A 20,782-nucleotide genomic window follows, 5' to 3' on the forward strand; every position below is an offset into this window, starting at 1 on the left:
AATTGTTAGTGAGCGACGATAAGAAGCTCACAAACGAAACGACAAGTTAAACCAATAAAAAAATAAACATTAGGAGGACAAAATTATGATGACACCAATGATGAGACGTAACGCAGCTTGGCTGCCCAGTGTATTCAACGATTTGTTTGACACTGATTTCATGCCGAAGGCAAATGCCACAGCACCTGCTATTAACGTTAAGGAGACTGATAAGGCCTATACCGTAGAACTGGCAGCACCAGGAATGACGAAGGAAGACTTCAACGTTCATATCAACGACGAGGGTAACCTCATCATCAAGATGGAGAAGAAGCAGGAACAGAAAGAGGAAGACAAGAGCTCTCGCTACCTGCGCCGTGAATTCTCTTACACTAAGTTCGAACAGACGCTTATCTTGCCTGACGACGTAAAGAAGGAAGATATTGCTGCTCGTGTTGAGAATGGCGTGCTGACTGTAGAACTGCCTAAGATCGTAGAAGAGAAGGCGAAGGTGAGCCGTCAGATTGAGATTGGATAACCACAAATAGATGATGAAAGGAGACTCTGCCTTTCGTTGGCAGAGAGTAGAGATGCCGACCCGCAAACCGTGGGTTGGCATTTTTTTGTTCATTTTATTTTGCAGAGTTCGTTTTTCTTTTTACCTTTGCGCTTTACTAGTTTAGTAAGAACAACAAAAGTGTTTAGTAAGAACGCTCTGAGTGTTTGGTAAGAACGCTTCGAGCATTTAGTAAGAAAAGAAAAAAACTCTAATAATATGAATATCGCAATTGTAGGAACAGGTTATGTAGGATTGGTCAGCGGAACATGTTTCGCTGAGATGGGTGCTCATGTCACTTGTGTTGATGTCGATGCACAGAAGATTGAAAAGCTGAAAAACGGCATCATGCCAATCTATGAGCCGGGACTGGAAGAGCTTGTCAAGCGTAATGTTGAGTTCGAACGCCTCAGCTTCACTACCGACCTGACTGAAGTTCTTAATGATGTAGAGGTCGTCTTCTCAGCAGTAGGCACGCCTCCAGATGAGGATGGTAGCGCAGACCTCAAATATGTGCTGGCAGTAGCTCGCCAGTTTGGTCAGAACATAAATAAATATACCATACTTGTCACTAAGTCAACCGTTCCTGTGGGAACAGCCAAGAAGGTTAAGGCTGTCATTCAGGAAGAACTGAAGAAGCGTGGCGTAGATGTTCCTTTCGATGTTGCCAGCAACCCAGAGTTTCTCAAGGAAGGTGCTGCTATCAAGGACTTTATGTCGCCAGACCGTGTTGTCGTGGGTACAGAGTCTGAGAAGGCAAAAGAGGTGATGACCCGCCTCTACAAGCCGTTCCTTATCAATAATTTCCGTGTTATCTTCATGGACATTCCTTCAGCCGAGATGACTAAGTATGCTGCCAATGCTATGCTTGCCACTCGTATCTCGTTCATGAACGACATTGCCAACCTCTGTGAGCGCGTAGGTGCCAATGTTGACAGCGTGCGCAAAGGCATAGGCACGGATAGTCGCATTGGCTCTAAGTTCCTCTATGCAGGCTGTGGCTATGGTGGCAGCTGCTTCCCTAAGGATGTCAAGGCACTCATGCATACTGGCATCGATGCCGGCTATCACATGGAAGTCATCGAGGCTGTAGAGCGTGTCAACGAGAAACAGAAGTCTGTCGTCTATGACAAGATAATAAAGGTTGCTGGCTCTGTGAAAGGCAAGACTGTTGCCATAATCGGACTTAGCTTTAAGCCTGAGACTGACGATATGCGCGAGGCTCCGGCCCTTGTCGTTATTGACCGTCTGCTCAAGGATGGTGCAACAATCCGTGTCTTTGACCCAGTAGCTATGGACGAGTGTAAGCGTCGCATTGGCGATAGTGTCACCTATTGCAAGAATATGTATGATGCTGCAGATGGTGCCGATGTCTTTGCCCTTATGACAGAGTGGCGCCAGTTCCGCATGCCGTCATGGAACGTCATTCAGAAAGTCATGAACGGAAACATCGTTGTCGATGGACGTAACATCTACGATCGAGCCGAACTCGAAGATTACGGCTTCGTATATACTAGAATAGGCGAGAAATAGTTCATTTATCAATTCTCAATTCTCAACTCTCCACATGCCACTCTATCCGTTACTTTTCGAACCAAATCTCCACACCGTTGTGTGGGGCGGCAATCAGTTACGCCCCTATAAAGGATTAACTCCCACTGAAGAGCCCATTGGCGAAAGTTGGGAGGTTAGTGCCGTGCCATCGAGCACAAGCATCGTGAGCAATGGCTTCTGGAAGGGTAGGAATCTCGTTTCAGTCATCAGCGAGATGCCTGTTGAAATCCTTGGCGAAGCTGTGGCAAGACAGTATGACAACCAGCTGCCACTATTGGTGAAGTTCATCGATGCCAAGCGCGACCTCAGCATACAGGTCCATCCCAACGACGAGATGGCACACCGCGTTCATGGCAAGATGGGCAAGTCAGAGATGTGGTATGTCATCAAGGCCGAGCCAGGCAGCTATCTCTATGCCGGCTTCAAAGACCAGATAACTCCTGATGAGTATCAGCGCCGAGTGTCCGATGGCACCATTACTGATGTGCTCGCCCGTCATGAGGTGAAGTCTGGCGATGTCTTTTATATTCCAGCCGGACGTGTTCATGCCATCTGTGGCGGCATAATGCTTGCCGAGGTTCAGCAGTCGTCCGATGTCACCTATCGCATCTTCGACTATAACCGTCCTGGCATGGACGGCAAGCCTCGCGAGCTCCACACCGAGCTGGCTGCTCAGGCGTTAGACTATCATGTGGAGCGTGAATATCGCACAGTCTATCAGGATGAGGCCGACCGTGCCGTTCAGATTATTGATTCACCTTATTTCGACGTGCGTGTGACAGAGATGACAGCCCCGTTCCATCGTAACCTGAAGAAGTACGACAGCTTCATTATCATGATGTGTATCGAGGGCGACTGTAAACTCCGAATCCGTGAAACTGGCTGTGAGGTATTAATAAAAGCAGGTAACAGTTGCCTGATACCTGCTTCCATTGCCGACTACGACGTCTTTCCTCTGAACTCTCGTTCCATTGTCCTCGACGCATTCATCGACAACATGGATCGCTCTCTCTCCAGCCTTGTCACTCGCTTCCTGCACATCACTAATAAATAAAGGAGCAGTAGAATAATATAACCGTTCTCGTTTTTCCTAATAATGTGTAAAAGTTCAAGCAAGATGTTTGTTATTTACAAATCCTTCGTATCTTTGCAAATATATATTGATAATTGAAAATGGCTAAACCTAAGCAATCAGAGATAAAGAAGGCCGCACAGAAGTTTGTTGCGGAATGGAAGAACCGAGGCAAGGAAGACAAGGACTACACAGAGTTCTGGGAAGACCTACTTGAAGATGTATTTGGCGTACCCAAAGCGCGCAAGGAGATTGAACCCCAATCGAAAGTAAAATTTGAGGGTACCACAAAACGCATTGATATACGTGTTAAAACATCAAAGGTTGTCATTGAGCAGAAAAGTAATGACGTTAATCTTGATGCGAAACAGAAACAGAGTGGTAAGGATGCAAATGGTAATCCTTTGGAACTTACTCCGATGGATCAGGCAATTCGCTATTATAATAATTTGGACACGCCAGACCAAGGTCGTTACGTAATTGCCTGTAACTTTAAAGAGTTCCGCATTTGGGACAGCTATCATAAAAATGCACCTCAGCGTAGGATTCTTCTTGAGGAGTTGCCGTTACGCTGGCGCGAATTGAAATTCTTGATTGAACCATACCGTCCAGAAGGTTTTGTAGACGAAAAGCGTGAAGAGCGTGTTTCGAGTACTGCCAGTGAATTCATTCGTAATCTTTATGATACCATTTATGCAAGCAAGAAAGAGTGGACTAAGAACGAACTACAATCATTGAATATGTTCTGTGTCCGCATTGTATTCTGCTTGTTTGCAGAAGATGCTGGTATCTTCGATGACGGTCAGTTCCGTACATTCTTAGATAAGTTTAATGCCAAAGACCTTAGCAAGAAATTCGATGCGCTGTTCTTTTGGCTCGACATGACCGACCCTAAACGCCGTGAGTATTACAAACTTGCTGATGTGGAAGTTCAGCAGTTCCCATATGTGGATGGTGGCCTCTTCAACAATGCTGATCTATACGAAACACCTGCCATCAACAAAGCAGCTTTCGATATATTAAAAAGTGCTTGGGACTTGAAGTTGAAGGACACTGATGAGACTTTTGACTGGAGTGAGATTTCACCCACCAACTTCGGCTGCATCTTTGAAAGTACTGTAGACAGCGAGGTGCGTGAATCAGGCGGTATGCACTACACAACCCCTTCAAACATCCATCGGGTAATAGACCCGCTGTTTATGGATGACTTGAAGGAAGAACTTGAGCACATTATTGCCTTACCAATCGATACCAAAGGCCAGAAGGATGTAAAGTACGCTAAGCTTGAGGCTTTCCGAGACCGATTGTCTTCTATGCGATTCCTCGATCCTGCTTGCGGAAGTGGCAACTTCTTGACCGAAACCTACAAATCTCTGCACACTCTTGAATTGTTAGCCATAGAAAGTGAGCTTGAGTTCCGCCACGATGCCATTATGGAGAATCAAGACCCTTGCAAGGTTCGCATGGGTCAATTCTTCGGTATTGAGATTGACCATTTTGCAGCCTCAGTTGCTCGTGCTTCGCTGTGGATTGCCGAATGTCAATTGATACAGGAGACTAAAAAGGTGTTGCATTGCAACATAGACCCACTGCCATTGGAAAAGAATACCAATGTGATTCAGGCAGATGCGTTGATCGTAGATTGGAACGAAGTGCTGAAGCGCAAGTCAACTACAGAGACCTATATTATAGGTAATCCACCATTCCAAGGTGCAAAGAAGATGAACGATGAGCAGAAAGTAAGTCTTCGACATGCTATGCCAAGCCGTCTTCCTGATGGAAATAAACTATGGGATAAACAGGGCAAACTTGACTTCGTTTGTGCATGGTATGCAAAAGCTGCAGAATACATGGAAGGCAAGAAGAATACCACTGCGGCTTTCGTTTCTACTAATAGTATTGTTCAGGGAGATTTGGAAGCCCCCTTATGGTATCCGCTAATGTCTCATTATAATCTTCAAATACTATTTGCGTGGCGATCGTTCAAATGGTACAATGAAGCAGACAAAATGGCTCAGGTTTTCTGTGTCATTGTGGGATTCTACTTAAACAAACGCAAAAGGACGGTTTCTCACAGGATTTTTGAAGAAGGTAAAGATGTTATTGTTGCAGACAATATAAATGGCTATCTGCTCAATGCTGAGAATCTGTTTGTTTGGGATAGGACAAAAGCATTAAGCAATATTCCAGAGATGGTTTCAGGTAACAAACCAATCGATGATGGAAACTATCTATTTAGGGAGGATGATATGCGGGATTTCGTAAAGAACGAACCTGCCTCTGAAAAATACTTTCATCCTTGGTATGGCTCGGAGGAATTCATAAATCGTCGCCCTCGCTATTGTCTATGGCTTGGCGACTGTTCGCCCAATGAATTGGCAGATATGCCACTCTCCAGAAAACGCGTTGAAGCGGTACAGGAATATAGGAAGAAACAAGGTTATGATGAGACAACACAATTGTATCAGAAACCACGTCGCTTCCATGTAGAAGTCATGCCTAAAAGCGATTATATCGTTATACCTTCCGTTTCATCAAAGAATAGACAGTATGTACCAATGGGTTATCTTGCGCCCAATGATATGGCAAGCAATTTGGTTTTAGTGATACCTGATGGCTCACTTTTTACATTAGGGGTGCTAATGTCACGTATTCACATGGCATGGATGAGGATAGTTTGTGGAAGGATGAAAGAAGACTATCGATACACCAAAGGAATTGTATATAATAATTTCCCATGGCCGTCAGTCACTGAAGAACAGAAATATGTTATAACTCAGGCAACTCAGCGCATACTTGATGTCAGGAATAAGTATGCCAACTCAACCTTTGAGCAACTATATAACTCAAGTCTAATGCCTGACGACTTGATAGATGCTCATGAAGAGAATAATCGTGCCGTAGCAGCCATCTATGCTCAATATGGCATCAATCTTAATATGACGGACGAAGAGATTGCAATCATTCTTATGCGTGTTTGTACAAAACTTGCAGCTCCTAAGCCTAAGAAGAGAAAAAAGCTCGGGAGTAAGAAAATAGCGAAGAAATAACCTATGTGAAATAACCAATCAAGACAAAATCGTACTTACAAGAAAATCTCTTATACATACCCACTAATGATAGTGGTTTGATTGATATACTTCTAAATAATGTGGGCTCGATGATTATTTGTTATTCTCATCGAACCCACATTGTTCTATAGTTTGTTTGATGCGATTCTTGTGATAATTTTTTCTCCAGTATTGCTATTGGTAAGGACCCATACAAAGTCTTTGTTTAGAGCTTTCAACGCAATGTGTATCTCACTCATTGGTATATCACTAATTACGTAGTATGCGTTTTTGTTAGCTAAGTCCGTGTCATTTTTAATCATTTCAAAGATTTCATCATTATTGGTCTGCATCTCATGAATATAGCCGTCATCATTTAGTGACACACTTTTGAGCACAATCTCTGCATCTTCATTTTGTGCATTCTTTATGTCGATATTTATGAGGTCAATGCGTGTCTCAAGCAATAGCTTACTTTTGATGCTTGAGTCGTCTTTCAATAGTTCTGACAGCCTCTGCGCAGAAATGGTGTTTGTAACGTCACCATTGATATTCTCACCACGCATTACAACCTGCAGATTGATGCCTTCCTTGCTAAGCTCATCAAGAAGAGATTTCGGTAAGGAATAGCCTTGAATGACAAGAAGCTGAGCAACATTCGATGAATTGAACTTATTAGAGGACAATTTTTCCACGCTCTCTTCCACATTGTCTTTTAACATAAATGTGGCAGTAGCTTGTTTGTCTTTAATGTCGAAACCAGTTAGTATTGCCTTGTTGGGCAAGGTCTTTGGGATAGATGACTTGACAGAATCTATCAAAGCTTTGAGATTGTTTTGCGCATGAGCTGTACAGGCAATCGTAATTAGCACTGTGGCTAACAGGCTTTTTATAATAATGCTTTTCATCTTCTTATTATTTTTTTGGGGGTATTGTCTACAATTAATCGGAATGTTACAGGGACAGTGTATTTCACTCTGACAGGCGCACCGTTCTGCCTTCCAGGGCTCCATTTTGGCATTAGTTTAAGTACTCGGATAGCCTCTTTGTCAAGAGACGGATCTACTGAACGTGCAACCTGTATATCGGTAATAGATCCGTCACGTTCTACAACGAACGTGCATACCACGCGTCCCTGAATGCCATTTTCCTCAGCAATAGAAGGATATCTGATATTACGGCTCAACCAACTCATCATGGCTGCTGCACCTCCTGGGAACTCTGGCATCTGCTCTACAACATCGAAAACCTTAATTCCTGTTATTACTTGCCATTGATTAGTGTTATGGAATTTCTCACTTTGTTTAACTATGCGGTTTGCTCCAAGTACCTGTTGACTGATATACTGTTGCTGTTTGTTGCGCATAACCTTCTCCCATTCAACAAGCTGTTTGAACTCTGGAGTAAAAGCATTTACATGTGATACGTAGTCGAGTTCCATTTCATTCATCTTGCCATTCACTTTATATCCGATGACGATACTCTTGTCATCAATATTAATTTGTGGCCACTTGTCACCTATGATGGCTTTTATTTCATTGACCTTTGCGGGCACAAAGATATCTGTAAGCTCCAACACCTTTGCTCGCTTGATGTCATAGACAAAGTTTCGAGTCTTTGTGTTCCTAACAACTTTTTGCCCTACAGAAACCATTCTGTTCGAAATAGCGAAATAACAGAGATAGCGTCCTTCAACCCCATTCAAGAATGCTAATTCGTAGATGTTTGTCAATGATGTTTTGCTATTGGCAGGCTCAATAATCTTGTCAAAAGTATCCAGGTTTCTCTGCATCGCTTCTTCAAGGGTAGTACAATCAGAGTTGAAGAGCATCTTCACACATGCTTTCTCAAGTTCTGGATACTGGTTGTGGTAATTAAATTTATATATTACTTTGTAATAGTCTTTTCTTAACTTGGCATTTTTCTCAATGTAGATTGACTTTAGTTCCTTCTTCAATTGCTCTTGTGCTATGCATTTGTTACTGAAAACAATAGTACTAAAGAGCAGGAAGAAAACCATAATTAGTCTGTTTATTCTCTTGTTATTCATTTTCCTTAATATTATGTTATTATTTCCTATCGCAAAAGTATAAAACTTTTTTATTATATCCAAATTATGTTGTAAAATGTTTTGTTAAGACCTAGATTTGTCAAAAAATAGGCTACGGTCAAAATGCCGTAGCCCAAGCAGTCTTTGTGTTGACTGTTTTTTTAGAACGTAACTTCATCGCGCCAGCGGATAACAGGTTTGTTGTCTTCAAACTCTATGGGAATCCAAATATAACGGGCGTCACGTGGATGACGAGGACGCCAGATGTCGGCCATGAAGATATGACGGCCATCCTCAAGGGTGAGCACAAAGGTACTCTGACCATTGAAGGTCTTCTCGGCCTTTGGTCCGCGGCAGGGGTTGGGATGCTGTGTCCAAGGGCCCCATATGCTGGGCGCAGAGAACATGCGGGCCTCGTTTGGCTCCCAACCTGTGCAGCCAGAGGTAATCATCCAGTAGGTGCCGTCATGTTTGAAGATGGCTGGTGCCTCGTTCTGTCCGCCAGATGCCACACGAGTGTAGCGGCCTGTGTGATGCAGATAGTCGGCTGTCAGTTCCGCAATATGGAGCGTCACGTTGTCTTCCGAGGCGAATATATGATAGGCTTTGCCATCATCATCGATATAGAGGGTCATGTCACGCGACATCTGACCAGCAGCAAAATCACGCTTCACGAATAGCCCCTTGTCAATGGCCTTGCGCCATGACGGTGTCCACCATTTCTTGTAATTGTCCATGTTAAGCGTATCGGCTATAGCGCAGGCTTTCTTGTCAAACTCTATGGGCCATGTGCCGGCATTAGCCCTTGAGGAATACAGGAACTTATACGGTCCTTCCGGACGGTCGGCTACAGCCACACCATAGCGGGCTGCGTTGTATCCCCTTCCTTTCAGTTCGAGATGGAACCACATGCAGAACTTCCCTGTCACCTTATTATATATAACCTTCGGACGCTCCAGTATGCAGCCGCGCTCTATGTCGTGGCCACGCTCATCGGTGACGCTCAGCGCCACACCACAGTTGCGCCAGTTCATCAGGTCTTTCGAGGCATAGCACATCACGCCCACCATAGCATTGCTGGTATGGTCGTCCTTATGCTCGCCAAACCAATAGTAGGTGTCGCCATATTTCATGATGCCACCACCATGTGCGTTGATGTGCCGACCACTCTCGTCGCGCCACAATCCGCCATTGCGAAGAGTGTGCGGTTTTTGTTGTTGCTTGTTCCAATAGTTTTCCAATCGCTTGGCTTCAGCCTTTGTGATATGAATCACCGAACCATGTTTTGGTGATACCACGCCTTTTATCTTCATCACACCCTCATTGAATCTGCCAAGTGGTTTGAATGTCTTGAAGTCGGTGGTCTCCACGAAGCCGAAGTTATGAGGATGAACACTATAGACATCGTACATCACCACCCATTTCTTCTCTCCGATGCGTTTCCACACATTGGGAGCCTCGCAGTCACTTCGCTCATCGTCAATCTGCTCTGCATGATAGTCGTCAAAGTGGTTGATGCGGTCACTTATCATATACTTTATGCCGCCAGGGTTTTCTTGCGAAACATAGGTCATGAAGTAGCGGCCGTCGGGCATGGGACAAATATCAGCATCGAGCACTTGTATCTTGTTGTCGGGATACTCAAAGAGCAACTGTGGCTCGGTCTCCAGTGTGGTGAAGGCTTCATCGGCATAGCTGTAGTACATCTTCGTACGTTCTCCAGCCTTCTCACGGATGGTGAAATAGACCATGGGCTTTCCCACTGCAGGATCCCAGATGGTCTGGGGTGCCCATGCACAACCAATCTCTCCGAACTTCTCTGGGAAGAGCTTGTCAATGCGTGCCACGTGGTGGGTCCAGTGGATAAGGTCGTCGGAAGCCATCAGCACCAGTCCTCGGTTGTTGCCCCAACCGTATCTGTCGGGACGTTCCCACTGTGTGGTGCGTAGTCCTTTCTGCTTGCCAAAGACATGCAGGTCGGTCATGGCAATATAGAACTTCCCATTGGGTGCACGGTAGATGTGCGGATCGCGTATGCCGTTTTGCTCTGCTATGCTGTCACCGGCAATGATGGGCTCGCCATTATTCACTGGTGTGAAGTTGTAGCCGTCATAGCTGATGGCCATGAACAGCGAGTGGGTAGGGTCTGTGAAATAAGTGAAGAGATAGGCGCCCATGTCCTTCTCGGTGAGCGCACACTTCTGCTTAGCCATCGTCGGCATAGCGGACACAAGCACGATGCTACAAAGAAGTGATAGTAATAATCGTTTTAGTTTCATGCAACAAAGATAAGCATTATTTCCGATATTCGGATAGTGAATACTCTCCTTTCCTTTAACATTGGCAGAAAATGATAAAAACATTCGACAAAATAAACAGATGAGGTTGATGAATACTCAAAAAGAACCGTACATTTTGTGTAAAACTGACAGAAATAATTAAATCTGCGTCGCAGATTAAGTAATCCGTGACGCAGATTAATAAATCTATGACGCAGTTTATTAAATCTGTGTCGCAGATTTAGTTGTTCCAGTTTGTTTTATCGGCTTTTTGCGACAGTCTCTTTTTCTTTGTCTGTTGGAATGACCTCTTATTACTTCATGAACTTGCATCCTACACGGTTACCTTCAGCATCGGTGGCACGTGCCACGTAGAAGCCTTGAGGCAGATGAGCCACACTGACGAGGGCTGAACCGCCCTTGACCATTGTAGCGGTATGCTCTACTAGACGGCCGTCGGTGGTGTAGATGTCAATGGTGGCAATGCCGTCGTCCTCATTCTTAACAAGCAACTGCTGTGCTCCGTAGCGTATGCGGAAGCCGTTGGCAGCAGCGATGAAGGTGTGCTCAACAGAGGTAGCCTTCTTCAGCTCTTCCTGATTGGTGAGCTCTGCATAGCTGCTCATGATGTTTGGCTTGGCAATGGTTGTTACGTTCATTGAATAGATGTCGGCAGCACCGTCAGGATAGCGACCTACGGTGGTGTTTGCATCGTGTGCTCCATAATAGAGCACGTCGGTCCACTGTTTGTTGGCTGCCTTTAGTGCAAGTACGCCTCCGTCGCCAGAAATCTTAAACGATGCGTGGAGAGCCTGGTCGGTGGTAGGCTGCTTGTCACACCAGATGATGAGGTGACCGTGAGCAGGAATAATAGTTTTTGCGTTGGTGTTGCCTTTGCTTAGCTTGCACTTCTCCGGATTTGACAAGTCGTCGGTGAGGTACATGCCTTCTATGTCAACAGCCTCGTCGGTGGTGTTGTATAGCTCTACCCAGTCGCTCTTCTTCTGATATTCATTGATGTAACTGTCGTTAGAGCCGCTCACCTCGTTGATGCGTACCGCGTTGATGCCCTGCTTTGCACGCTCGCTCTTCGAGAGGTTGCGATAAGAAGCGGTTAGGACGATATTTTCCCCTTCGGGCAGTGCTATCTCGGCATCGGTAGAGTAGTAGTCTTGCGCCGAAGTGGCTGTCATGCGGATGGATGCTTCCCAAAGGATGTCTGACGAACGGAGTGACTCGTTGTGAACCTCCACGGCGATGGTGTTGCTGCCCTTATGGAAGAGGCTTGCGTCAAGAGATAATGTTCCCTCATCGGGATTGCCGTGAGCATAGTGGTTGGCGAAGGTGTCGTATGACGGTGTGCCGTCAGGCATGTTGTAGCGTCCTGCCTCTGTGCCGTTGACATAGACCACAAAGCCGTCGTCGGCATAGTAATCGAGTGAGAATGTTGCATCAGCAGCAGGGGCCTGAGTGAGGTTCACCTTAGTGCGGAAATAGAACACAGCCTTCTGAGTTTCGTAGTCCACCTGTGTAGCAGCTGTGATGTTCGGATTGTTGTAGCCTAATGGCGCATTGCCGCTCTTCCATCCGCTCTCGCCGTATGATGGTGACTGCCAGTTTACCCCGTCGAGTGAGCCCTTGTCATAGTAGCTCCACTGGCTGCCGTTGCTTAATATTGTCTGAGTGTTTAAAGATGGTGACAGCCATCCCTTGAACTCATAGCCGGCAGGAGCGATGGCTTTCAGCTTAGCAGGCGCAACAAGGTAGCCGTTGAAAGAGTTAGTCGGAATAATAGCATCGTTTACCTGTATAAAAGCACCTTCAACGTCACTGCTCATGTTAACGCGTCGCATGTCGTTATCGCTGAGTCCGAATGTCCAGTAGTTCTTCAGCGCATTTGTTGCTTTGGTGAGACGTGCCTTGAGGTTGTTGCGAATACCATCTGCGGTTGAGTTCAGCGCGCTGCCAACACCATCAGCGTTCATGGCAGACTGTACGCGCTCCTGCAACTGGTTGATAACACTTATTGCACGCTCTGCCTCAAACACACTACCACCCATGATGCTGTAAGCATCGATAAAGCGACGGCGGAAGTCGCTGTTCTGCAGTAGGTTCTTGAACAGGGTCACGAAGCGTATCTGAGCGCTGATGCGTCCGAGTGAGGTGGGGTAGAGCTTGTCAAATGTGTATTGCTCTTTACCCATGAAAAGATTGATAGGGTCGTCTGAGTTGAAAGAACCGTCGAGGTCGAACATCACGAAGCGGAACTTGCCGCCATCACGATGACGGAATGCCTTGACGTTGTTCTGTGGCCAGTCCCAGTTGCCGAGATAGAGCTGTGCAGCCATGTAGTTTGCATATTCGTCGATGTCAACCATGCTGCAGATCTCTTTATAGGTCTCGCTATTGGCAGCGTCGGGCGAGAGAATATCTACCAGCTGGTTGTAAACGTCGGGTGTGCCGCATTTCTGTACATAGCCAGAGTCGGGCGACATCTCGAACTGGTCTATCTCATCGTCACCCCAGCCGTAGTTCGCATAGACATAGTGCTTGTTGTTTGGCTCGCGCACATTCAGAACACCTATGTATCTGCCATTTATGAATTCATGTACTGGCTGGTAGCTCTGATAATCAATGTCTATGCCTGATGTGTGCACAATCTGCTGCAGGGCTGGGTCGCGGAAACGAGCCTGTGTGTCGTTACCTCCGTTACGAATCTGAAGTGTGCGGTTACGAATGTAAGGCTTCTCTTCAAAGAAAGAGTAAGGCAGGTTCTTGTTGCCACCCAGCTCCTTGCTGCCTTTCAGCTTGAATGCGTGAGGAGACCAAGCACGGCTCCATCCGCCACACATCTCAAGGTCAACATCCTGGTTGAGCACCATCTCGCCGTTAGCATCAATATAAGAGAAGTTCACAGGACGCTCCCAGTCCATGTTCCAGTTGCATGCCTGTGACTGTCCGTTGCCGGGACGGCCGTTGCCGCTACCCTGAACGAGCACGCCCATCTCCTGACCGTAGAGGTCTCTGTCTTGTCCTACTACCGACACGATTGGCAGGTAGTAGTCTTTGTCGCGGAAGATATAAGAGCGCGTGACCACTGGCGATGGTAGCTTGCCCTCGGCAAAAAGACGGAAACGGTAGACTGTAGTAGTACTACATCCAAACTGTCCCTTATTGACGACAGGACCTTCCATCGTTGGTACTGAGCCATCGGTAGTAAATGCTAGCCAGCAACCGTCGGGCACCGTGACGTTGATGCTCAGCGGCGATGTGAACAGCTGAGAAGGCTGGTCAACGACAGGTGCCGAAAGCTGTGTTGTGGCAAAGGTGCTTGTAGCGTTTGTCGCACCAGGCGTGGCCTTGAATGCGTTGCCCCATTCACCAGTGCCGTCTGTCTTGCGTGCATAGCTGATGCGCTCCATTGATGCAGGGTAGGTCTGACTGGCAAGAAGCGTTCCGTCGCTGTTGCTTATGTAGATGGTGCCTCCATCGGTGTCGAGCTTGAATGGAGCGTTCTTCACAGCTATGTTATTGCTGTCGAACCAGATGGTCTTAAAGCCATGGGCACTTACTGAACCGGCCTCTACTGGCATCTGCCACTTTCTGAGGTTCGTGGCATCATCGCTGACGAACAGACCTACAAGTGAGATGCTCTTTGCTGATGTGTTATATATCTCAATCCATCCGTCGTAGTTGTAGGCAGGACTAACGAACTCATCGATGTTTGACGCCATAATCTCGTTGATGGCGAGATCACCCACGGCAATGGTTGATGAGACGGCAGTAATGGTTATGCTCTTGGTGATATTTGAGCCGTCGGTGGTAGTGGCGCTGATGGTAGCTTTTCCTGCTCCGCAAGCTGTGACAAGCCCCGTCTGGTCAACTGTTGCCACCTGAGGATTGCTTGATGTCCAGTTGAGTACCTTGTTCTTCGCGTTGGTCGGGCGTATCGTTGCTGTAATCTGGGTTGTCTCGCCAACGGTGAGAGTTGTCTTGCTTGTATTGAGCGTGAGCTGTGTTACGGCTACATAGACGCTGTTGTAATAGTCTTTGGCATCTTTGCCGTTGCCGTAGTATGTGAGGCTGAAGTCATCGAAGATTGACCAGTCGCTGTCGTTGGTGTAGTCCTTGCGTACACCGATGATCAGCTCTCCGCTATCGTCAACAGGTATAAGTACTGTGTTGTCATAGAAACCTAAGCTGTGCATGTAATGCTCGGCTGCAATCATGTCGTTAGGACAGTAGAATGTCTTTTTGAGACTATTGTCATAGTACTGTGACTCACTGCCGACATAGGCTCTGTTTTCATTCTCTGGCGACCACGATGACATGATGGACTCTTCATTGTTGGTGTTGCCACTTGAGGCATATAGCTTTGCATAACGTGACTCGTTATTAGCAGCACGATAGTTAGTATATGCGTTGTTTGCGTCGCCTGCGCGGTAGAACGCCTTCACGCCTACAGCATAGATACCTGCGGGCAGGTCGCTTATAACCTGATAGGTGTCGTAGGTCTTGTTGTAGTGCTCGGCATTCTCCCTTGGTGATGCATAACCAAAAGCTGTACCCAGCCATCCTGTCAAGATGTTGTTGCCCTCGAAGTTCGGGTTCTCAATCTTGAAGGTCATGTCATAGGGGTTTGCAAGCGTGGCATTGGCCGACTGGTTGTTCTTCCAATCAATAATCTTCGCATTCACTGAGTCGGTAGCATAATAGATGTCATTATAGCTGGCGTTCTCGTTGAGATAGACGTTCTTTTCTGAAGATACGTCAAGCCCATAGCCCTCAGCCTCTTCTATCAATGCTCTCAGGTGCTCGGCAAAGTAGTATATTTCGAGTTTATTATTGAAGGCATCGTAGTCATCAGGATTTACCAATCCCCATTCAATATAGCTCTGGTTTGACGGGTCAAGGAAGGGATATACAACGGTGTTCTGTGCATTAGCGTCGATGCCTACATAATGTCCACCCTCCTGTACATAGTTTCCTCCTGTCTGCCAGTTTCTCCACCCGGGATTGCCGTTAGGCGATGCGAAGATGCGGAACGACTTGTTACCAGTCTTCTCTATGCCAAAGCGATAGTTCGCCTGATTGTTGTAGTCAACATACATGGTAGTGGTGTTTTCGATGAATGTCATTCTCCACCAGCCTTGGTAGTTGTCGTACCAACGATATGTGTCGCTGTAGTCGCCATCGGCAATGAAAATGACGCCAAGTCCGTAATTGCTGCTCACGCTTGACTGCGTGTTGTAATCATTGCCATTGCAATAGAATGCTTTTGCGTTGATGTTGTAAAGATAATAGAAATCATCAGTGTTATCGCTTACTGTGAATCCTTTCAAAGTAGTGGTATCAAACTCCGGCATCTGTCTTATTCCATTTACGATAATAGCATAGCTATTAGCAGTGCAGAGCAGAGTAAATATACCGATAAGGAGTAGCTTTAGATGTCTCATGTTGTGTTATGGTTTTTATATTGATAATATTAGTTAGCGCAAAATCGGGGCAAAGTTACAAAAAAATCGAGTGCAGAACAAAAGATTTTAATCTTTTTTATGCTGAGATGCAGTAAGTTCGCCATCTTAGATGGCAAAGTTACACAAAAACGAGAGAAGAGCGAAAGAAAAGTTTATTTTTCTTTCCTATTCCGAGTGCTAAGTAACTTCGACGGAGTCAAAGTCACACAAAAAGCTTGTAAAAGCGAAGCTATTTTGGAAGATTAACGCAATTCAGCCTGAAATAGAGTCAAGACGGGGATTTAGAACCCCTTGATAAGGGGCGGCTATAATGCAGGGATATGCAAATTGGGGAGGATTGGAGAAAGAGTTAGGTTGCCAAATCGTAACCCCAAATTAGGGTTCTGATGTAGGTTAATCGACTAAGCAAATCGGGGCAGAATGGCGTACCTTTCACCCTCCGTTCACTTCCAGTTTCTTATTCCGCAAACTGCTACATTTCGCATAGCGATGAATGCCAAAAGAAATAGTGGTTTTGCAGCCTGATTTGAAAAACAAGTAAATTTCTTCCTTTTTATTTGTATTTAAACTGATTTGTAAGAAAACATTTGTTCCCTTGCAATCAATTTATTATATTTGCACACGAAACGCCTAAAAAAATAGATTTCTACTAATAAGGAATAAACGCATCAATATATATGAAAAAAGAAGTGTTTCGTACTAATGTGAGGCAAGATAGGGGAACGTCCCTTGATTCGAGTATGTAGTTGATGCAGAAAAAAATAGTTAATTATGAAAATATTGTCATATAATATAAATCGTTCTACGCAGGAAAAGATAGACAAAATCATGCAGTTCAATGCAGATGTCTTTATTCTTCCAGAAGTGGCTTGTCCTTCTCAAGTAAAGGTTCCAGAAGGGTATAGAATGGAATGGATGGGTAATTATGACTTCAAAGGGCTTGGCGTTATTTGGAAATCGGGAATGAAAGCTGAAATCCCACAATGGTATAACCCCTGTCATCAGCATTTCCTTCCTATCATCATTGAGAATAAGTTAATCATGGCTGCATGGCCTACAAGAACTGATGATAATGCTCCGAAAGATTATCCACAGATTGCAATGGAAACATTGCAGGAATATGCTCCATACTTGAAAGAGTGCCCTACTGTTATCTCTGGCGACATGAACTGTTATAAAGGACAGGCTGGCGAGACAAAGCAATATAGCATTGAGACTATATTCAGCTTTCTGGAAGGTATGGGCTATGTTAGTGCTTATCACCAAAAAACAGGAGAGCTGTTAGGTAAGGAAAGCAAGACAACTTATTATCATAGGTTTAATGAGAATTCGCCTTTCTTTCTTGACTATACTTTCTCAAATTTGGCCTTCAAGTCGTATGCACTCTGCGAGTGGAACAAAGAAATAAGTGACCATGTTGCTCAAATGATGGAATTGTAATTTGGTTATCTAAAAAGTTTTGTTTGGAATCTGTAAATCGATAAAGTATGAATATGAGTTTATTGGAGATTTGTCAACAATTGCCTGATATAGATGTTAGTGAATTCCATAGGTTTACCTCAAAGTGGATAAACTATGTGAAATCCAATACAACCAGTGACAATATTCCAGAATCAGACTGGAACCAACTTTTCACCCGTTCTAATCCTGTTGCAGGCATAGATCGGGGTGAAATGCAAGACAGAATTAAGCAAAGAAACGGAGAGAGAGAAACTAATGAAAGGCGTTCTTTTGTCTCTAACTGGAATAAGATATTTCTTCCAATTCTAAAGGGTATTATTAATCCTGATTCTGGAAATAGGATTGAAAAGATAAAGGATGTAAGGGACACGATGAGAAATGTTATTATTCAAGGTGGTGGTAGAAACACAAAAGCTGCCATCAATAGAATGCTCATTACTTTTTGTCCTGATATTCTTATTCGAATTCCCAATGAGGATAACACGAAAGAGTTTATGGAATTACTTAGACCTTTCTCTAATCCAGATGAGCCTCTGACTGCAAATGAGGATTGGGTAGATAATAGTACTAATATCATGGAGTTTCTGAAAAGGCAACTTGGAGAGACCATACAGAAAAGAACAATCTGGGATGTTTATATTAGCTTGAAGAATTCTGACAAAAGATATAGCATGGCAACAAATAATGAAAGAGAAACAAGTATGTTAGACAAATACACTTCTTTGTTGAAGACGAATAAAAATCTGATCTTAACAGGAGCACCAGGAACGGGAAAAACTTTTTTAGCTAAGGATATAGCTGCACAGATGATTTTAAACAAATCGTATGAAGAAGTAATGGATGATGAGGAAGACAAGGATTTGTTTTCACATTATTCGGATTTCGTGCAGTTCCATCCATCATATGATTATACAGATTTTGTGGAAGGTTTACGTACCAAGAATGACACAAATGGAAATGTTGGTTTTGAACGTAAGGATGGGGTCTTCAAGAGATTTTGCAAGAGGCTTTTTACAAATGATTTGTTAATGAGACAAGAAGATGTCTTTGAACCAATTTATCAATCTGTGTATGATGCAATAGAGAAAGGCAGACTTAAACATCTTAAAACACCGTATGGATCATTTGAAGTCGGAGTAGAGAAAGGAAGAATTGTATATGGGAGTGATAGGCGAACTGAGAGTAAAGATAATCTAAAATTATTATACGACCATTTCTTTCTTAAAAACAAATTCGATTTGTCTGATTTGCATAAAGATGATTATTGGAATCTAATTGCAAAACTAACAGAAGGGAAAACCAAAACTTGCGACTATGTGTATTATAGTGGAATTTTGCAGAAGATGCTTGATATAGCAGACAAAAAATATGAAGAAGATAATACCCCATATATTTTCATTATCGACGAAATCAATCGTGGTGAAATCTCAAAGATATTCGGCGAACTATTCTTCTCTATCGATCCAGGTTACAGAGGTGAGAAAGGCAAGGTAAACACGCAGTATCAGAACATGGTTGCAGAGGGCGATGTGTTTAAAAATGGCTTCTATGTCCCAGAGAATGTCTATATCATCGGAACTATGAACGACATTGACCGCTCTGTGGAGAGTATGGACTTTGCTATGCGTCGCCGTTTTGCTTGGCAGGAAGTAACTGCGGAGGAGAGTTATACGAACATGATAGAGCAAGATCCTGAGTTTGCGCTCGCCAAAGATGAAATCAAGGCGAGAATGTTCAATTTGAATAAAGCTATCGTAGAGACAGAGGGATTGGATGAGGCTTATCAAATAGGTGCTGCTTACTTCAGAAAGTATCTTGACTATCAAGATAAAACCAATCCTTTCGATTGCCTATGGGAGAACCATCTGAAAGGCTTGCTCTTTGAGTATCTACGTGGCAATCGTAGGGCGAAAGAATTGTTAGAGAAGTTACACGACGCATATAACAAGAAGAGTCTAAATGAGTAGCCTGCCCATACAGACAAAGGACAACTCTGAATGGCGTTTGACAGAGAAGGAACTTTGCCATCTTGACACACTCAAGAAGTTGACAGAGCCAACCATTGCTGACCTATGCCGGAAGGAGCATCCCAATTTGTTGATATTCCCACAAGACTTGGATGTCTATGGGGATAAGATTGGCGATGCTCATATCTTTGAGGTGAAGGATGAAAAGATTGTTACTGGCAACATCATGGGCTTTATCGGCTGTGGCGATACAAAGGTTAGCATCAGTTCTCGCTTTGCTCAGGATAGCAATGACTACTTCCTGCACTACATGCTCAGAAAGGTATTTGCCATCAATCTGTTTGATTTGCAATTCAACTCTGACGAAGAGAGTATTTTTGACTTCCTTATTTACCTGTTCCCGACGTTCTTGAAACGGGCGATGCAACAAGGGATGTATAGGGAGTATCAGACGCGAAGGTATAATGATGCCAATGTAAAAGGAAGGATAGATATATCTCGTCATATCAGGCAGGACATTCCCTTTGCAGGCAAGATTGCCTATACCACTCGTGAATATGCTCAGGACAATCATCTGACACAGTTGATCCGGCATACTATCGAATACATTTCCCATCATCAGTATTCAGGGAACATCCTCCACAATGACGATAATATGTCAGATTGCGTAAAAGCTATTTGCCAGGCAACTGCATCTTATAATCGAAATGAACGGCAGAAAGTGATAAATCAGAATCTTCGTCCCATTAGCCACCCTTATTATGGTGAGTATCGGCCGTTGCAACAGCTTTGCTTGCAGATACTTCGTCAGGAAGAAATGAAATATGGGCGAGACGATGATGAAATCTACGGAGTTCTGTTTGATGGCGCTTGGCTATGGGAAGAATATCTAAACACATTCCTCGCAGACATAGGCTTTGAACATCCCAGAAACAAAGAGGCAAAAGGACGTAAGAGTCTGTTTACGGACGGCTCAGGCTGGTGCTATCCCGATTTCTTGAGTCCAGAAATGGTGCTTGACGCAAAATACAAATCGTACGACGATTGGAGCAAAGTACAAACGAAAGACCTGTATCAGGTGATTTCGTATATGCATGTTTTGAATAGGAAGAAGGGTGGGTATGTTGTTCCTGTAGATTGGACTTCATCAAAACTTCCATCCAAAACTCTAAAAGGACAGGGTGGCATTATGTCCATCTATGGTATGGATGTTGCTTTCAAAGCTGAATCGTTTGAAAATTATTATTCTAACATGGCCCTCTCTGAACAAGAGATAATAAACAACTTGGAAACCTAATGACACTAGGGATAGGTACCCTGTCATGCATAAAAATCCA

Annotated in this window: 11 protein-coding genes; 7 read left to right on the top strand and 4 right to left on the bottom strand. The window is 44.4% G+C overall.

The features are described 5' to 3' along the window. The first annotated feature begins 88 nt into the window (after window positions 1-88). From M1L52_RS07890 to M1L52_RS07905, 4 genes are all read left to right on the top strand, one after another. Window positions 89-517, top strand: a complete 429-nt coding sequence (locus M1L52_RS07890; protein ID WP_248614593.1) for an Hsp20/alpha crystallin family protein — start codon at window positions 89-91, stop codon at window positions 515-517. 237 nt (window positions 518-754) lie between these two features. Continuing rightward, on the top strand, window positions 755-2,068 hold the full coding sequence (locus M1L52_RS07895) for a UDP-glucose dehydrogenase family protein (RefSeq protein WP_248614381.1): 1,314 nt from the start codon (window positions 755-757) through the stop codon (window positions 2,066-2,068). A gap of 34 nt (window positions 2,069-2,102) precedes the next feature. After that, complete coding sequence (locus tag M1L52_RS07900; RefSeq protein WP_248614383.1) at window positions 2,103-3,143, top strand: type I phosphomannose isomerase catalytic subunit; 1,041 nt, start codon at window positions 2,103-2,105, stop codon at window positions 3,141-3,143. Between the two features lie 119 nt (window positions 3,144-3,262). After that, window positions 3,263-6,211 carry a DNA methyltransferase gene (locus M1L52_RS07905; RefSeq protein WP_248614385.1) on the top strand — a complete coding sequence of 983 codons (2,949 nt, stop codon included), beginning with the start codon at window positions 3,263-3,265 and terminating at the stop codon, window positions 6,209-6,211. A 146-nt stretch (window positions 6,212-6,357) separates the two neighbouring features. Here M1L52_RS07905 and M1L52_RS07910 read toward each other — a convergent pair whose 3' ends face one another. The 4 genes from M1L52_RS07910 to M1L52_RS07925 form a co-directional block, all read right to left on the bottom strand. Further along, window positions 6,358-7,119, bottom strand: coding sequence for a hypothetical protein (locus M1L52_RS07910; protein WP_248614386.1), 762 nt, complete (start codon window positions 7,117-7,119; stop codon window positions 6,358-6,360). Beyond that, window positions 7,116-8,168 carry an energy transducer TonB gene (locus M1L52_RS07915; RefSeq protein ID WP_248614387.1) on the bottom strand — a complete coding sequence of 351 codons (1,053 nt, stop codon included), beginning with the start codon at window positions 8,166-8,168 and terminating at the stop codon, window positions 7,116-7,118. Before M1L52_RS07915 ends, M1L52_RS07910 begins: the two co-directional genes overlap by 4 nt. Window positions 8,169-8,422: 254 nt before the next feature. Continuing rightward, window positions 8,423-9,502, bottom strand: coding sequence for a glycoside hydrolase family 43 protein (locus tag M1L52_RS07920; RefSeq protein ID WP_248614594.1), 1,080 nt, complete (start codon window positions 9,500-9,502; stop codon window positions 8,423-8,425). A 1,352-nt stretch (window positions 9,503-10,854) separates the two neighbouring features. After that, window positions 10,855-15,996, bottom strand: coding sequence for a CotH kinase family protein (locus M1L52_RS07925; RefSeq protein WP_248614388.1), 5,142 nt, complete (start codon window positions 15,994-15,996; stop codon window positions 10,855-10,857). A gap of 792 nt (window positions 15,997-16,788) precedes the next feature. Here M1L52_RS07925 and M1L52_RS07930 point away from each other — a divergent pair. Genes M1L52_RS07930 through M1L52_RS07940 form a run of 3 tightly spaced genes read left to right on the top strand, consistent with a single transcriptional unit; the run spans window position 16,789 to window position 20,742 of the window. Further along, the gene (locus M1L52_RS07930; RefSeq protein WP_248614389.1) at window positions 16,789-17,457 is read left to right on the top strand and encodes a hypothetical protein; all 669 of its coding nucleotides are present in this window, start codon (window positions 16,789-16,791) and stop codon (window positions 17,455-17,457) included. Window positions 17,458-17,504: 47 nt separating this feature from the next. Continuing rightward, window positions 17,505-19,445 carry an McrB family protein gene (locus tag M1L52_RS07935; protein WP_248614390.1) on the top strand — a complete coding sequence of 647 codons (1,941 nt, stop codon included), beginning with the start codon at window positions 17,505-17,507 and terminating at the stop codon, window positions 19,443-19,445. Then, a complete protein-coding gene (locus M1L52_RS07940; RefSeq protein WP_248614391.1) occupies window positions 19,438-20,742 on the top strand; it encodes an McrC family protein in 1,305 nt (434 codons plus the stop codon). Before M1L52_RS07935 ends, M1L52_RS07940 begins: the two co-directional genes overlap by 8 nt. Window positions 20,743-20,782: the final 40 nt, after the last annotated feature.

Origin of the sequence: Prevotella sp. E13-27 (genome assembly GCF_023217965.1) — a bacterium.
Classification (GTDB): Bacteria; Bacteroidota; Bacteroidia; order Bacteroidales; family Bacteroidaceae; genus Prevotella.

Coding starts and splice junctions, on each gene's coding strand:
- M1L52_RS07890 (WP_248614593.1), top strand. CDS start 89: ATGACACCAATGATGAGACGTAACGCAGCTTGGCTGCCCAGTGTATTC.
- M1L52_RS07895 (WP_248614381.1), top strand. CDS start 755: ATGAATATCGCAATTGTAGGAACAGGTTATGTAGGATTGGTCAGCGGA.
- M1L52_RS07900 (WP_248614383.1), top strand. CDS start 2,103: ATGCCACTCTATCCGTTACTTTTCGAACCAAATCTCCACACCGTTGTG.
- M1L52_RS07905 (WP_248614385.1), top strand. CDS start 3,263: ATGGCTAAACCTAAGCAATCAGAGATAAAGAAGGCCGCACAGAAGTTT.
- M1L52_RS07910 (WP_248614386.1), bottom strand. CDS start 7,119: ATGAAAAGCATTATTATAAAAAGCCTGTTAGCCACAGTGCTAATTACG.
- M1L52_RS07925 (WP_248614388.1), bottom strand. CDS start 15,996: ATGAGACATCTAAAGCTACTCCTTATCGGTATATTTACTCTGCTCTGC.
- M1L52_RS07930 (WP_248614389.1), top strand. CDS start 16,789: ATGAAAATATTGTCATATAATATAAATCGTTCTACGCAGGAAAAGATA.
- M1L52_RS07935 (WP_248614390.1), top strand. CDS start 17,505: ATGAATATGAGTTTATTGGAGATTTGTCAACAATTGCCTGATATAGAT.
- M1L52_RS07940 (WP_248614391.1), top strand. CDS start 19,438: ATGAGTAGCCTGCCCATACAGACAAAGGACAACTCTGAATGGCGTTTG.